We start from the raw sequence: 14,272 nt of genomic DNA on the forward strand, positions 1-14,272 counted from the left end.
GGCCGCTGGCCGGCTCCGCAACAGACATCGGGAGCCAGCCAGCGGCCGGCACTACCGGTCATGCATCGACCAACGGTCGATGCCTACCGTGTTAAACGGACGCTCACCCCAACAACGTTTCCAGCACCGCCATGCGCACGGCCACGCCGTTGGCGACCTGGCGCAGCACCCACGACTGCGGACCATCGGCCACCTCGTCGGTGACCTCCACGCCGCGGTTGATCGGGCCCGGGTGCAACACGGCGGCATCGGTGCCGGCGCGCTTGAGGCGCGTCGCATCCAGGCCGTACTGCGCGTGATACTGCTCCAGCGAGGGCACCAGGCCTTCTTCCATGCGCTCGCGCTGCAGGCGCAGCATCATCAGCGCATCGGCGCCTTCCAGCATCGCGTCGAAATCGTCGCCGACGATGCAGCCCTTCAGGGTGTCATCGTCCGGCAGCAGCGACTGCGGGCCGCATACGCGGATCTCGCCGACGCCCAGCGTGCGCAGGGCATGCAGGTCGGTGCGGGCCACGCGCGAGTGCTTCACGTCACCCACGATGATGACCTTCATCTTCGAGAAATCGCTGCCCTTGGCCTGGCGCAGGGTCAGCATGTCCAGCAGGCCCTGGGTCGGGTGCGAGCTGCGGCCGTCACCGGCGTTGACCAGGGCCGTGCCCTCGCCCGCTGCGGCAGCCAGCGCCGCCACCGCACCATCATCGGGATGACGCACCACGAAGCCGCGCACGCCCATCGCTTCCAGGTTCTTGAGCGTGTCGCAGGCGGTCTCGCCCTTGCGGGTGGACGAGGTGGAGGCATCGAAGTTCAGCACGTCCGCGCCCAGCCGCTGCGCGGCCAGCTGGAACGAGCTGCGGGTGCGCGTGGAGGGTTCGAAGAACAACGTGCAGACCGCCGAGCCGCCGAGCACGTGGCGCTTGTTGCCCACCCGCCCGACGGCCGCATCGCGGATCTGGCCGGCGCGGTCGAGCAGCTGCAGCAGGGTTTCGCGGGGCAGACCTTCCAGGGTCAGCAGGTGGCGCAGGCGTCCATCGGAATCGAGTTGCGAGGCGGTCATGGGCAGGGTCTGAGGGTCAGGAAACGGGGGTGGCGTCATCCGGGCAGGAGAGCCAGCGTTCGATGATCACCGCCGCAGCCACTGCATCCAGGGCGGCGGCATCGCGGCGGCGTTTGCGGCCTTCGGCGCGCTCGACCGCGAACCGGCGTGCGGCCTCGACCGAGCTGGAGCGCTCGTCGACCAGCACCACCGGCAGTTTGAAACGTTCCCGCAGCTGGCGGGCAAAGCCCTGCGCGCGCTTGCGGTTGGGCTGGTCCTGGCCATCCAGGGTGAGCGGATCGCCCACCACCAGGCCGTCCGGCCGCCACTCTTTGATCAGGCGCTCCACGGCGGTCCAGTCCGGCCCGTTGCCATGTACATCGACCACCGCGATCGCACGCGCATGGGTGCCGAACGAGCTGCCGATGGCCACGCCGATCCGGCGCGAGCCGACATCGAAACCGAGCACCGTGCCATCACGGCGGATCGTCGGCGGTGCGGCCGCGGCGGGCGCTGGCGTGGCCGGCTCAGACATGGCCGCTGTAATCGGTAAGGCGGAACAGGTCCACGCCGATGCGCGCGGCCGCGCCCTGCCAGCGCTCGTCCAGCGGCGTGCTGAACAGCAGTTCGGCATCGGCCGGCACGGCCAGCCAGCTGTTTTCGGCGATTTCCGTTTCCAGCTGCCCTTCGCTCCAGCCGGCACAGCCCAGGGTGACCAGCGCATTGCGCGGGCCTTCGCCGCGCGCCATGGCTTCGAGGATGTCGCGCGAGGTGGTGAGGAAGACGCCCTCGCCCACGGCCAGGCTGGAATCCCAGCTGCGCGCATCATCGTGGATCACGAAGCCACGCTCCGGGTGCACCGGGCCGCCGTTGAGCACGACCTGGCCGCGCAGGGTGTCACTGGTGGTCGTGATCTCCATCTGGGCCAGCACCTCGCCGAGGGTGTACTCGGAGGGCTGGTTGACCAGCACGCCCATCGCGCCGTTCTCGTCGTGCTGGCAGATCAGCGCCACGGTACGGGCAAAGGTGGGGTCGGTCAGCGACGGCAGCGCGACCAGCAGGTGGTGGGCAAGCGAAGTGGACAGTTCAGACATGGCCCCATTCTAGCCGCTGGCCGTGATGTGCGCTTTCGCGCTGACATAATGCAGGCCTGCGCGCGTGCCCTGACCCGCGCGCCTGATCCGCCATCGCAAGGAGCTGCACGTGTCCGGTTACTGCCTCATCGCCCCCGGCCATCCGGTCCACGGCCACTACCATGACCACGAGTACGGCTTCCCGCAGCGCGAAGAGCGCGAGCTGTTCGAGCGCCTGATTCTGGAGATCAACCAGGCCGGCCTGAGCTGGGAGACCATCCTGAAGAAGCGCGAGGGCTTCCGCGCCGCTTATGACGGCTTCGACGTGGACACCGTGGCCGCGTATGGCGAGCGCGATATCGAGCGCCTGCTCAACGATGCCCGGATCATCCGCAACCGGCTCAAGGTGCACGCGGCCGTCCACAATGCCCAGGTGATCCAGCAGCTGCGGGCCAGCCACGGCAGCTTCGCCGGGTGGCTGGATGCCCACCATCCGCTGGACAAGGCGGCCTGGGTGAAGCTGTTCAAGAAGACCTTCCGCTTCACCGGCGGGGAGATCACCGGCGAGTTCCTGATGAGCCTGGGCTACCTGCCCGGCGCGCACAGCCCGGACTGCCCGGTGTTCAAGCGCATCGACACGCTCAAGCCGGCCTGGCGCCAGGCGTGACGCACCCCGTCGTGCGGGCTGTGCTGCTCGCTGCCCTGAGCCTGCCCCCGCTGGCTGCCGCAAGCGACCTGGACAACGTGCTGGAGCGCCTTCGCGCGGAGATCGCCGCCGTGGCGGCCGACGACCCGGCCCCGATCGATACGGTGCTGGCCCGCTACCGCGACGAAACCGGCGTGGACCTGCAGATCCCGGTGGCCGGCGACAGTGATGCGCCACTGTCCGCGCTGGTGCGCCCGCCCACAGTCACCCCGGCCGATTGGGCGGCGGTGACCCGCTATCTGCGCGAGACCGACGCCCGGCACACCGTACCGGTGGAGATGGGTGAGCTGTCGCTCTCCCTGCTCGATCTGGATGGGGACGGCAAGCGCGACCTGGTGCAGAGCGCCTACAGCGGCGGCACCGGCCTGTATACGCAGGTGGAGATGCTGCGGCGCGATCCGCAGCGCGGCTTCGTGGTACCCGACAGTCTCGACCCGCAGCGCCCCTGGGCACAGGGGCAGTACGGCATCAGCGGGCGCGGCAGCGACCAGGGCCTGTACTGGCTGCGCATCGATGGGGTCAGCTACATCGCCTACCGCGATGGCGACTACTACGGCGACACCCTGCTGCTGAACCGGCCGCTGTCGGTTGACCCCCGCGAGCGCAGCCCGGCGGTGCAGTTGCAGGTGCGCTACGGCCGCGAGCACTGGCTGGCCGACCCGGTGATGCATGTCGATGGCGAACCGCTGGATGCCGATGCCGCGGCGATCGCAGCGGACCGGCGCCTGCTCAAGCACATCGACCAGTTGTTGGCCGCGCTGAGCATCGATGGCGAGGGCGTCGCGCATTTCGGCGATGAGCAGGGGCGCTGCCCGATGCCGGCCGGGACCGACCCGGACGAGACCGGCGCGTGGCCCTGGCGCGGCGCCGGCAGCTATACCTTCGATACCGCCGCCGACACCGTGATCCGCTCGGGAGGCCAGTGCTACAGCGCTTCGCTCATCGCCCTGCGCAGCAGCTATGCCGGCGACCACGCGCTGTGCTGCCAGCTGTGGCTGTACCGCGGCCCGGGCCAGCAGGCGGCGACGCTGGACCTGCGCAGCCGCCGCTGGGTCTCCGGCGTGAGCGTCGTGCCGGTGCCGCCGCAGGGTGAGTAACCGGCGTCAGACGCCCATGTAGCGGCCCGGGCGGTGGTTGAACATCAGCACCAGGCTGAGCACCACCGCACCGATCGCCGAGTACATCACCTTGGAGGGGGACAGTACCGAGAACGCCACGCACATCAGCAGCGTGTCGAACGACATCTGCACCTTGCCGGCGCTCCAGACCCGCGTGCGCTGCAGGTACACCGCCAGGATGCCGATGCCCCCCAGGCTGGCCCGGTGGCGGATGTAGAACAGGATGCCCAGGCCAGCCAGCGCGCCGCCGACGATCGCCGAGTACAGCGAGCTCATGTGGGCGAAGTCGGCCCAGCGCGGCAGCAGGTCGGTCAGCACACCGCAGGCGGTTACCGCCGCGAAGGTCTTCAGGGTGAATTCCCAGCCCATGCGCCGCACGGCCACCCAATAGAAAGGGAGGTTGACCAGCACGAACACCAGGCCGAAGTTCCAGCCGAAGGCGTAGTGGGCCAGGAAGGCCAGCCCGGCCATGCCGCCGATCATCAGCCCGCCCTTGGCGAAGATGGCCAGGCCCAGCGACGCCACCAGCGTGGCCAGGATCATGCCCTGCACGTCCTCGGCCACGGAATGGCGCAGGGCTTTCTCGTCGGCCACGGTGCCGGCGCTGTCGGGGGGCGGGGTCAGCGGGCCTGCGGTGACCAGGTGGCCGTCAGCGTCGTCGCACGGCGCGGGGCCATGGGATTCAAGGGACATGGGGGTGGGGGTGTGACGTGGGGAGCGGTATTAGACACGATCGGCGTGACAGTTGCTGGTGAAATTGATTCAGCCGCCGCCGGCGGAGGTGCCGGGCCACCGACGCCGGACCGACATCCGCCGTTCATCCCCGCTGAACACCCCCCAGCCGCAGCATGTGTGGGTACCCCGCCGTGCCCTCCCCTCCCTCAGGAGTTCCGTGCCATGCCCTACGTCACCACCGCCGACAACACCGAGATCTTCTACAAGGATTGGGGCAAGGGTCAGCCCCTTGTGTTCCATCACGGCTGGCCGCTCAGCGCCGATGACTGGGATAGCCAGCTGCAGTTCTTCCTGCTGCAGGGCTATCGCGTGATCGCGCACGACCGCCGCGGCCATGGCCGCTCCTCGCAGACCAGCGGGGGGCATGAGATGGACACCTACGCTGCCGACGTCAATGCGCTGGCCGATCACCTGGACCTGCGCGATGCGATCCACATCGGGCATTCCACCGGCGGTGGCGAAGTCGCGCACTACGTCGCGCAGGCCAAGCCCGGGCGCGTGGCCAAGGCGGTGCTGATCGGTGCGGTGCCACCGATCATGGTCAAGAGCGAGGCCAACCCCGGCGGCACGCCGAAGGCGGTCTTCGACGGCTTCCGGCAGGCACTGGTCGCGGGTCGTGCGGCGTTCTACCGCGACGTGCCGATTCCGTTCTACGGGTTCAACCGCGAGGGCACGCCGCCGCAACAGGGCATCGTCGACAACTGGTGGCGGCAGGGGATGATGGGCGCGATCAACGCGCACTACGACTGCATCAAGGCCTTCTCGGAAACCGACTTCACCGACGACCTGAAAAAGATCGACGTGCCGGTGCTGGTGATGCACGGCGACGACGATCAGATCGTGCCGATCGCCGATTCGGCGGAGCTGGCCATCAAGCTGCTCAGGCACGGCACGCTGAAGGTCTACAAAGGCTACCCACATGGCATGTGTACCACCCATGCGGACGTGATCAACGTCGATCTGTTGGCGTTCATTCGCGGGTGAGGTGTGTGCCGACCAACGGTCGGCACCTACCCGAATGTGTGGGACGGTATCGCGCGTGCCGATCCTGGCTGCGTTGGCCGGTGTCGTGCGCCCAGCGCCCCGCTCAGTGCGCGACCAGCTTCTGCCGCTCGGCGTTGTAGCGATCCCCGACGATGGCGATGCTGTCCAGCGCCGCACCGATCTGCTGCAGGTCGGCCTCACTCAGCACCACCGCAGCCGCGCCCAGATTCTCGGTCAGGCGATGCAGCTTGGTCGTGCCGGGAATCGGCACGATCCACGGTTCGCGCGCCAGCAGCCAGGCCAAGGCGATCTGGGCCGGCGTGGCCCGCTTGTCGGCGGCTATCGCGCTGATGCGGTCCACCAGCACCTGATTGGCCTGGCGGGCTTCGGCCGCAAACCGCGGCACGCTGTTGCGGAAGTCATCGGCCGCGAACTGCGTGCCTACGTTGATCGCCCCGGTCAGGAAGCCCTTGCCGAGCGGGCTGAACGGCACGAAGCCGATACCCAGTTCTTCCAGCACCGGCAGCACGGCCTGTTCCGGCTCGCGCCACCACAGGGAGTATTCGCTCTGCAGCGCCGCCACCGGCTGCACGGCGTGCGCCCGGCGGATGGCATCGACGCCGGCCTCGGACAACCCGAAGTGCTTCACCTTGCCCTCGGCGATCAGGTCCTTGACCGTACCGGCCACGTCCTCGATCGGCACATTCGGGTCGACCCGGTGCTGGTAGAACAGGTCGATGCGGTCGGTCTTCAAACGCGACAGGCTGGCCTCGGCCACCGCGCGGATGCGCTCGGGGCGGCTGTCCAGGCCGGCGTCGGCGTGGCCATCCTTGAAGCCGAACTTGGTGGCGATCACCAGCTGGTCACGGAACGGCGCCAGCGCTTCGCCCAGCAGTTCCTCGTTGAGGAACGGCCCATAGGCTTCGGCCGTATCAAAGAAGGTGACCCCCTGCTCGACCGCCGCGCGCAGCAAGGCGATCGCCTCGGTACGGTCGGTGGCCGGGCCATAGCCGTAGCTCAGCCCCATGCAGCCGAGCCCGAGGGCCGAAACCCGCAGGCCGCTGCGGCCCAGTTCACGTGTCTGCATGGTGGTACTCCTGCCGGTGGGACCGGCGTCATGGGGGAGTGCCACCATAGCCCTGCCGCTGCCGGGATTGGAGGGTGTGGAGTGCTGTCGGTCATGAGCGTGGCTAATCAATCAATGCACGAGGCAGATACGCATCATGCCGGCAGTGTGCAGGTGACCTTTTCAGCCTTGATCGTGATGCATCGGCGCTGCTGCAGCTGTTGGATCCAAGGTCTTCAGCTGCACGTGCTCGTCGTCGATCAGGATCAGTTGCGCACTGCCACCATCATCCAGCCCTCAGGAGACGCCATCGCCGCGCAGGGTGCCAACCACCGTGAGCAGCAGGAAGAGACCGCCCACGACCACCGCAAGGATGTGCCACACCCCGAAGCGGTCCAGCGCCCGCGTGTCCATGCCTTCGTCGCGATGGTAGCGCCGCAGGAGGCTGTTGACCGGCAACAGCGGGACGAAGGTGAACAGCGCGACCAGCCACATGGGATCGGGCAGTCGGCTGGCCACATACAGCAGGAAGTAGGCCACGCCCAGCAGGCCCGGTGCGATCGCCAGCGTGCGGCGGCGATTGGCGGCCACATCGCGCAGGTCGCTGAAGCACAGGAACGACCAGAGCGGTGAGAACCACGCGCGCGCCCACGGCCACTGATCTCCACCGGTTTCGCGCTTGATCGCGCGCCAGTTGCGCCAGAACCAGTACACCGGATAGAGACCCAGCGTGGCCAGCGACAACGCCGCGATCTTCAGCGTGGGTGGTGCGTAGTACGTTGCGACGCCGTTGGTGGCGAAAGTCGCCGCCGGCAGTGCGGAAGACGCCGCCGGCGCGCGGTACGGATCGTGCATGTCCATATGCCCATCACCTGATGCGTTGATACCGGCGAGGTGCCGGCGCCCCCTGCATCGCGGTGGCCCGCGACCGCGAGACTATCGCAGAGCCGCGCCGGCTTTTACAGCCCCCGCTCAGCGGATCTCGGAGATCTCCACCCCGTCCAGCCCCTGCGACAGCGTGCGTGCGTCGCCGCCCTGCGAGAGCTTGATGCGCAGGCGCACTTCATTCTGCGAATCGGCGTAGCGCAGGGCGTCTTCGTAGCTGATCTCGCCGGCCTGGTACAGCTCGAACAGGCTCTGGTCGAAGGTGCGCATGCCCAGCTGGACCGAGTCCTTCATCACTTCCTTGAGCTTGTGGATCTCACCGTCGCGGATGTAATCCTGCACCAGCGGCGTACCCAGCATGATTTCCATCGCGACCTTGCGCGTCTTGCCGTCCGGCGAGGGGATCAGCTGCTGGGCGACCACGCCCTTGAGGTTCAGCGAGAGATCCATCAGCAGCTGGTTGCGACGGTCTTCCGGGAAGAAGTTGATGATGCGGTCCATCGCCTGGTTGGCGTTGTTGGCGTGCAGCGTGCACAGCACCAGGTGGCCGGTTTCAGCAAAAGCGATGGCGTGGTCCATGCCCTCGCGGGTACGCACCTCGCCGATCATGATCACGTCCGGGGCCTGGCGCAGGGTGTTCTTCAGCGCCGCCTCCCAGCTGTCGGTATCGATGCCGACTTCGCGCTGGGTGATGATGCAGCCTTCGTGCTTGTGCACGAATTCGATCGGGTCTTCGATGGTGATGATGTGGCCGGTCGAGTTGTGGTTGCGGTAGCCGATCATCGCCGCCAGCGAGGTCGATTTACCGGTACCGGTCGCGCCGACGAACAGGATGATGCCGCGCTTGGTCATCGCCAGCGTCTTGACGATCGGCGGCAGGCTCAGCTCTTCCACGGTGGGAATGCGCGTTTCGATCCGGCGCAGCACCATGCCGACCTGGTTGCGCTGGTAGAAGCAGCTCACGCGGAAGCGGCCGACACCGGACAGGCCGATGGCGAAGTTGCATTCGTGGGTCTTTTCGAACTCTTCGCGCTGCGCCGGCGTCATCACGTTCAACACCAGGTCGCGGCTCTGCTGCGGCGTCAACGGTGTCTGCGTGATCGGCGAGATCTTGCCGTTGACCTTGATCGCCGGCGGCATGCCCGCGGTGATGAACAGGTCCGAGGCCTTCTGGTGCGCCATCAGCTTGAGGAACGAGGTGAAGTCGATGGTGGTGGTGCTCATCGCGGTGTACTCCGGAGGTTTTCAGGAGCCGGCCAGCGGCCGGCACTACCACTATTCGAAAATCCGCTTGTCCTTGGCGTACTCGCGTGCCTGGTTGCGGGTGATCAGGCTGCGCTTGACCAGGTCCTGCAGGTGCTGGTCCAGGGTCATCATGCCCATCTGCTGGCCGGTCTGGATCGCCGAGTACATCTGCGCGACCTTGTCTTCGCGGATCAGGTTGCGGATGGCCGGGGTGCCGACCATGATTTCCCATGCAGCCGTACGCCCACCACCGACCTTCTTCAGCAGGGCCTGGGAGATCACCGCGCGCAGCGACTCGGACAACATCGAGCGCACCATCGGCTTTTCGCCGGCGGGAAACACGTCGATGATGCGGTCGATGGTCTTGGCGGCCGAGCTGGTGTGCAGCGTACCGAATACCAGGTGGCCCGTTTCCGCGGCGGTCAGCGCCAGGCGGATGGTTTCCAGATCGCGCAGTTCGCCGACCAGGATGATGTCCGGATCCTCACGCAGTGCCGAGCGCAGCGCTTCATTGAAGCCGTGCGTATCGCGATGCACTTCGCGCTGGTTGATCAGGCACTTCTGCGAGGTGTGCACGAATTCGATCGGATCCTCGACGGTGAGGATGTGGCCGTATTCGTTCTTGTTGATGTGGTCGATCATCGCCGCCAGCGTGGTCGACTTGCCCGAACCGGTCGGGCCGGTGACCAGGATCAGCCCCTGCGGCTGATCGATCAGCTCACGGAAGATCGGCGGGCAGGCCAGGTCTTCCAGGGTGAGCACCTCGGAGGGAATGGTACGGAACACCGCACCCGCACCGCGGTTCTGGTTGAAAGCGTTGACACGAAAGCGCGCCAGCGAGGGAATCTCGAACGAGAAATCGACCTCGAGGAACTCTTCGTAATCGCGACGCTGCTTGTCCGACATGATGTCGTACACCAGCGCGTGGACCTGCTTGTGGTCCAGGGCCGGAATATTGATGCGACGGACATCGCCGTCAACGCGGATCATCGGCGGCAGGCCGGCCGACAGATGAAGATCCGACGCTTTGTTCTTTACGGAAAACGCCAACAGTTCGGCGATATCCATGCGCTGCTACTCCCCATGACTGCTGCGACTGGAAGGTTCTTTCCCCGGGCGGCAGTATAGAGCGAGATGTGCACAATACGCGCCAGCCCCTGATCCACCGGACCCGCCGTGACCCCCCAGCCTCTGCCCACCCTCCTGACGAACCTGCACAACGCGGCCACGGCCGCCGGGCGGCCAGATCCGGTCCTGCTGGCGGTCTCCAAGACCCAGCCGGCCGAGGCCGTGCAGGCCCTGGCCGCGCAGGGGCAGCGCGCTTTCGGCGAGAACTACGTGCAGGAGGCGGTCGCCAAGATCGAGGCACTGGCATCGCTGGGCCTGGAGTGGCACCTGATCGGTCACCTGCAGTCGAACAAGGCCGAGCTCGCCGCCCGCCATTTCGACTGGGTGCAGAGCGTGGACCGCCTCAAGCTGGTCACCGCATTGGCCACGCATCGCCCGGCCGGCCAGCCACCGCTGAACGTGCTGATCCAGGTCAACATCGACGACGAAGACAGCAAGCACGGCTGCGCGCCGGAGGACATCGATGCCCTCGCCACCGCCATCGCTGCCGCGCCGCAGTTGCGCCTGCGCGGGCTGATGGCGATCCCGGCCCCGTGGCCTGACGCTGAACGCCGACAGGCCGCTTTCACCCGCATGGCCACGTTGTTTGCCAAGCTGGCGGCAGCGCACCCGCAGGTGGATACGCTGTCGATGGGCATGAGCAGCGATTACCCTGAGGCCATCGCCCATGGCGCCACCCTGGTCCGCGTCGGCACCGCGCTGTTCGGCGCACGCCCGCGACCGGCCTGAGCGCCCCGCCCGTTCCAAGGAGAGTTCATGAGCACGTCCCCCATCACCTTCATCGGCGGCGGCAACATGGCCCGCAGCCTGATCGCCGGCCTGGTCCGCCGGGGCGTGGCCCCGGCCAGCATCCATGTCGCCGAGCCGGTGACCGAGCTGCGTGATGCGCTCACGGCCGAATTCGGCGTCAGGACCTACGCCAGCGCGACCGAAGCTGCCGCACAGGGCACCGTGTGGGTGCTGGCGGTCAAGCCGCAGGTGCTGCGCGATGTCTGCGCCTCGCTCACCGCCATCGCCCACGGCAAGCAACCGCTGGTGGTCTCCATCGCCGCTGGCATCACCAGCAGTCAGCTGGACCGTTGGCTGGGCGGCGGCCACGCCGTGGTCCGTGCGATGCCCAACACGCCCGCCCTGCTCGGCGCCGGTGTCACCGGCCTGTTCGCCACTGCCACGGTCAGCGCCGCGCAACGCGCCCAGGCCGATACCGTGCTGGCCACGGCAGGGCGCACCGTGTGGATCGACGACGAAGCGCGCATGGATGCCGTCACCGCGGTCTCCGGCAGCGGCCCGGCGTACGTGTTCCTGCTGGCCGAAGCGATGGAGGCGGCTGGGATCGCGCAAGGCCTGCCGGCCGAGGCGGCCCGCACACTGGTGGTGCAGACCCTGCTCGGTGCCTCGCGCATGTTGGATGAATCCGGCGAAGCGCCGGCCGAACTGCGTCGCCGGGTGACCTCGCCGAACGGCACGACCCAGGCGGCGATCGAAAGTTTCCAAGGCGATGGCTTCGAGGCGATCGTGGCGCGCGCGATCGACGCGGCGACCACGCGCGGGCAGGCATTGTCGGCGGCGAATGACTGAGGACCAAGCGTCGCCACGCATGGCGTGGCGTTACCTTGGCCGCCCCCTGACCGGGTAGAGCCACCCCATGGGTGGCTGGCCCGCGATGCCGGAACAAGAAGCAGCCACGCGTGGCGTGGCTCTACCCCTACGTTTACGGGAGACATGCACATGAAGATCCTGCTTGTCGGTGCCAGCGGCACCTTGGGCCAGGCGGTCGCCAGTACGCTCGGCGTGCACCACGAACTGATCCGCGCCGGCCGCCACGGCGGCGACGTGCAGGTGGATCTCACCGACGACGCCAGCGTGCAGGCGCTGTTCGAGAAGGTGGGCAAGGTCGACGCGGTGATCGCCACCACCGGCCAGGTCCACTTCGGTCCACTGGCCCAGATGCGGCCGGCCGACTTCAACCTGGGGCTGCAGGACAAACTGCTGGGCCAGGTGCGGCTGAGCCTGGCCGCCCAGCATCACCTCAACACCGGCGGCTCGATCACCCTGACCAGCGGCATCATCAGCGCCCAGCCGATCCGCGACGGCGCCAACGCCACGGCAGCCAACGCCGCGCTCGAAGGTTTCGTGCGCGCCGCAGCCTGCGAGCTGCTGCCGCGTGGGCTGCGCATCAATGCAGTCAGCCCGAACGTGCTGGCCGAATCGATGGACGACTACGGCGCCTACTTCCCGGGCTTTGAACCGGTGACGGCGCAGCGCGCGTCGCTGGCCTACCAGCGCAGCGTGGAAGGCATCCAGAGCGGGCAGGTGTTCACCGTCTGGTGAGGGCAGCCGGCCAGCGGCCGGCTCTACAGGTGGCAAGCGGGGCCCCCCGCCGGCCGCTGGCCGGCTCTACTCCCAGCGGCGCGGGCCGTCGCCCTGATCGCCCAGCGTGTCGCCGGGATTGGTAAGGCGGCAACGCTTCAACGACAGGCAGCCACAGCCGATGCAGTCGGTGAGCTGGTCGCGCAGCAGCAGCAACTGCTCGATGCGCTGGTCCAGCTCACTGCGCCACAGCGCCGACATCCTGGCCCACTCGGCCTTGGTCGGCGTTTTGTTCTCCGGCAGGGCGGCAAAAGCGGTCGCCACCGCCTCCAGCGGCATCCCGACCCGCTGGGCGACCCGGATCACCGCCAGCCGGCGCAGCACGTCGCGGGCGAAGCGGCGCTGGTTGCCGGCGGTGCGCAGACTGCGGATCAGGCCCTTGCGCTCGTAGAAATGCAACGCCGAGACGGCCACGCCGCTCCGTTTGGCGACTTCGCCTACACTCAGTTCCTGCGCGATCACTGCTTGACCTCAACCTTGGTTCAGGTGGCATCCTGCGCGCCGCCGGAGTGCACTGCAACCCCGGCCCTCCCCCCGATGTCTGGAATCCGCATGTCCGCTGACGCCTCCACTCCGCCCGCCACCGCTCCGGTGGAGGATGCCCCGATCCCCTCGATCCTGTCGCCGGCCTACCGGGCGACCACCATCGGCATGGTCGCGCTGGTCTCGCTGCATGGCTTCGAAGCGCTGGCAGTGGCTGCGGCGATGCCGACCGTTGCCCATGACCTGGACGGCCTGCGCCTGTACGCGCTGGCGTTCGGCGGCACCCTGGCCACCAGCGTGATCGGGATGACGCTGTCCGGCCGCTGGAGCGACCAGTGTGGCCCGGCACGGCCGCTGTGGCTGGGCCTGGCCTGCTTCGTTGCCGGCCTGCTCGTGGCCGGCTTCGCCCAGCACATGCCGGTGCTGGTGCTCGGGCGGCTGATGCAGGGCCTGGGGGCCGGCGCGATCTCCGTGGCGCTGTATGTGCTGGTCGGACGCTCCTTCCCCGAACCGATGCGGCCGCGCGTGTTCGCCGCCTTCTCGGCCGGCTGGGTGGTGCCCTCGCTGGTCGGCCCCAGCATCAGCGGCCTGATCGTGCAGCACCTGGGCTGGCGCTGGGTGTTCCTGATCGTGCCGCTGCTGGCCATCCCGGCGGCACTGCTGCTGCGCCCGGCCCTGCGCCAGGTGGGCACGGTCGCCACCGGCACCAGCAGCCGCAACGTGGTGCCCTGGGCGGTAGGGGCCGCCTTCGGCGCGCTTGCGCTGTACATCGGCGGCCAGCAGCAGGGATGGCTCGCCGTGGCGCTGCTGGCGCCCGCCCTCGCCCTGCTCGCCCTGTGCAGCTGGAAGCTGCTGCCGACCGGCACGCTGCGCCTGCGCCGCGGCCTGCCCAGCGTAATCGCCCTGCGCGGGATCGCGGCCTCGGCCTTCTTCGGCTGCGAAGCGTTCCTGCCGCTGCTGTTGCAGCGCGAGCGCGGGTTGACGCCGGTCGTCGCCGGCGTGGCACTGAGCCTGGGGGCGCTGGGCTGGTTCTCCGGCTCGTGGCTGCAGGGCCACCAGCAGCGTGGCTGGTCGCGCCGGCAACTGCTGCAGGCCGGTGCCTTGTTGATGTGCACGGGCATCCTGGCCACCTCGCTGGCGATCCAGCCCGGCGTGCCGCTGTGGACGGCCATGGCCGGCTGGGTACTGACCGGGCTGGGCATGGGCTGATCTATCCCAGCCTGTCGGTGCTCACGCTGTCGCTGTCACCGCCAGCGCAGCAGGGCGCCAACACCTCCGCCCTGCAGCTCAGCGAGGCCCTCGGCGTGGCGACCACGCTGGCCGTCTCCGGCTCGCTGTTCGCGCTGTTCCTGGAGGGCCGTGAGGCGCTGGGCTACCTGCTGACCTTCGCGATCATGCTGGTGCTGGCGATGCTCAGCGTGGTGGTGGCGCGGCGCATCTGAAGCA

General features: G+C 68.2%; 15 protein-coding genes and 1 pseudogene. 7 read left to right on the plus strand and 9 right to left on the minus strand.

The features are described from left to right. Positions 1-103 precede the first annotated feature (103 nt). The 3 genes from PV764_RS08820 to PV764_RS08830 are packed head-to-tail and all read right to left on the minus strand — an operon-like array spanning position 104 to position 2,127. Positions 104-1,054, minus strand: a complete 951-nt coding sequence (locus PV764_RS08820; protein WP_019185395.1) for an aspartate carbamoyltransferase catalytic subunit — start codon at positions 1,052-1,054, stop codon at positions 104-106. Positions 1,055-1,070: 16 nt separating this feature from the next. After that, positions 1,071-1,568: a Holliday junction resolvase RuvX gene (gene ruvX, locus PV764_RS08825; RefSeq protein WP_019185394.1), complete on the minus strand. Its 498-nt coding sequence runs from the start codon at positions 1,566-1,568 to the stop codon at positions 1,071-1,073. Beyond that, positions 1,561-2,127, minus strand: a complete 567-nt coding sequence (locus PV764_RS08830; protein WP_019185393.1) for a YqgE/AlgH family protein — start codon at positions 2,125-2,127, stop codon at positions 1,561-1,563. Before PV764_RS08830 ends, ruvX begins: the two co-directional genes overlap by 8 nt. A gap of 109 nt (positions 2,128-2,236) precedes the next feature. Here PV764_RS08830 and PV764_RS08835 point away from each other — a divergent pair, with 109 nt between their 5' ends. Further along, positions 2,237-2,773 carry a DNA-3-methyladenine glycosylase I gene (locus PV764_RS08835; RefSeq protein ID WP_019185392.1) on the plus strand — a complete coding sequence of 179 codons (537 nt, stop codon included), beginning with the start codon at positions 2,237-2,239 and terminating at the stop codon, positions 2,771-2,773. Further along, the gene (locus PV764_RS08840; protein WP_152663797.1) at positions 2,770-3,909 is read left to right on the plus strand and encodes a hypothetical protein; all 1,140 of its coding nucleotides are present in this window, start codon (positions 2,770-2,772) and stop codon (positions 3,907-3,909) included. Before PV764_RS08835 ends, PV764_RS08840 begins: the two co-directional genes overlap by 4 nt. A gap of 6 nt (positions 3,910-3,915) precedes the next feature. On the opposite strand, the gene PV764_RS08845 is transcribed toward PV764_RS08840, so the two are convergent. Beyond that, the gene (locus PV764_RS08845; protein ID WP_421116491.1) at positions 3,916-4,623 is read right to left on the minus strand and encodes a YitT family protein; all 708 of its coding nucleotides are present in this window, start codon (positions 4,621-4,623) and stop codon (positions 3,916-3,918) included. 204 nt (positions 4,624-4,827) lie between these two features. Between PV764_RS08845 and PV764_RS08850 the strand changes: the two genes are divergently transcribed. Further along, entirely contained in the window at positions 4,828-5,649 is an 822-nt protein-coding gene (locus tag PV764_RS08850; RefSeq protein WP_046274051.1) for an alpha/beta fold hydrolase, read from the plus strand. 103 nt (positions 5,650-5,752) lie between these two features. On the opposite strand, the gene PV764_RS08855 is transcribed toward PV764_RS08850, so the two are convergent. The 4 genes from PV764_RS08855 to PV764_RS08870 all read right to left on the minus strand — a co-directional run bounded on the left by PV764_RS08855 (position 5,753) and on the right by PV764_RS08870 (position 9,913). Continuing rightward, the gene (locus PV764_RS08855; RefSeq protein WP_046274050.1) at positions 5,753-6,736 is read right to left on the minus strand and encodes an aldo/keto reductase; all 984 of its coding nucleotides are present in this window, start codon (positions 6,734-6,736) and stop codon (positions 5,753-5,755) included. Between the two features lie 276 nt (positions 6,737-7,012). Further along, on the minus strand, positions 7,013-7,576 hold the full coding sequence (locus tag PV764_RS08860) for a hypothetical protein (protein ID WP_046274049.1): 564 nt from the start codon (positions 7,574-7,576) through the stop codon (positions 7,013-7,015). A gap of 111 nt (positions 7,577-7,687) precedes the next feature. Next, complete coding sequence (locus PV764_RS08865) at positions 7,688-8,824, minus strand: PilT/PilU family type 4a pilus ATPase (RefSeq protein WP_019185386.1); 1,137 nt, start codon at positions 8,822-8,824, stop codon at positions 7,688-7,690. 51 nt (positions 8,825-8,875) lie between these two features. Next, positions 8,876-9,913 (minus strand): type IV pilus twitching motility protein PilT, encoded by a 1,038-nt coding sequence (locus PV764_RS08870; RefSeq protein ID WP_019185385.1) that lies wholly within the window; start codon positions 9,911-9,913, stop codon positions 8,876-8,878. A gap of 108 nt (positions 9,914-10,021) precedes the next feature. On the opposite strand from PV764_RS08870, the gene PV764_RS08875 reads away from it, so the two are divergent. The 3 genes from PV764_RS08875 (at position 10,022) to PV764_RS08885 (ending at position 12,304) form a co-directional block, all read left to right on the plus strand. Next, the gene (locus PV764_RS08875; protein ID WP_046274048.1) at positions 10,022-10,702 is read left to right on the plus strand and encodes a YggS family pyridoxal phosphate-dependent enzyme; all 681 of its coding nucleotides are present in this window, start codon (positions 10,022-10,024) and stop codon (positions 10,700-10,702) included. Positions 10,703-10,729: 27 nt separating this feature from the next. Continuing rightward, positions 10,730-11,551, plus strand: a complete 822-nt coding sequence (gene proC / locus PV764_RS08880) for a pyrroline-5-carboxylate reductase (RefSeq protein WP_421116492.1) — start codon at positions 10,730-10,732, stop codon at positions 11,549-11,551. Positions 11,552-11,701: 150 nt separating this feature from the next. Then, positions 11,702-12,304, plus strand: coding sequence for a short chain dehydrogenase (locus tag PV764_RS08885; RefSeq protein WP_019185382.1), 603 nt, complete (start codon positions 11,702-11,704; stop codon positions 12,302-12,304). 66 nt (positions 12,305-12,370) lie between these two features. On the opposite strand, the gene soxR is transcribed toward PV764_RS08885, so the two are convergent. Next, on the minus strand, positions 12,371-12,805 hold the full coding sequence (gene soxR / locus PV764_RS08890) for a redox-sensitive transcriptional activator SoxR (protein WP_172838051.1): 435 nt from the start codon (positions 12,803-12,805) through the stop codon (positions 12,371-12,373). A 90-nt stretch (positions 12,806-12,895) separates the two neighbouring features. Between soxR and PV764_RS08895 the strand changes: the two are divergent. Further along, positions 12,896-14,268 (plus strand): annotated as a pseudogene (locus PV764_RS08895) (MFS transporter). The last annotated feature ends 4 nt before the right edge of the window (positions 14,269-14,272 follow it).

The sequence above is a fragment of the Stenotrophomonas sp. AS1 genome (assembly GCF_048957655.1).
Lineage (GTDB): Bacteria > Pseudomonadota > Gammaproteobacteria > Xanthomonadales > Xanthomonadaceae > Stenotrophomonas > Stenotrophomonas bentonitica_A.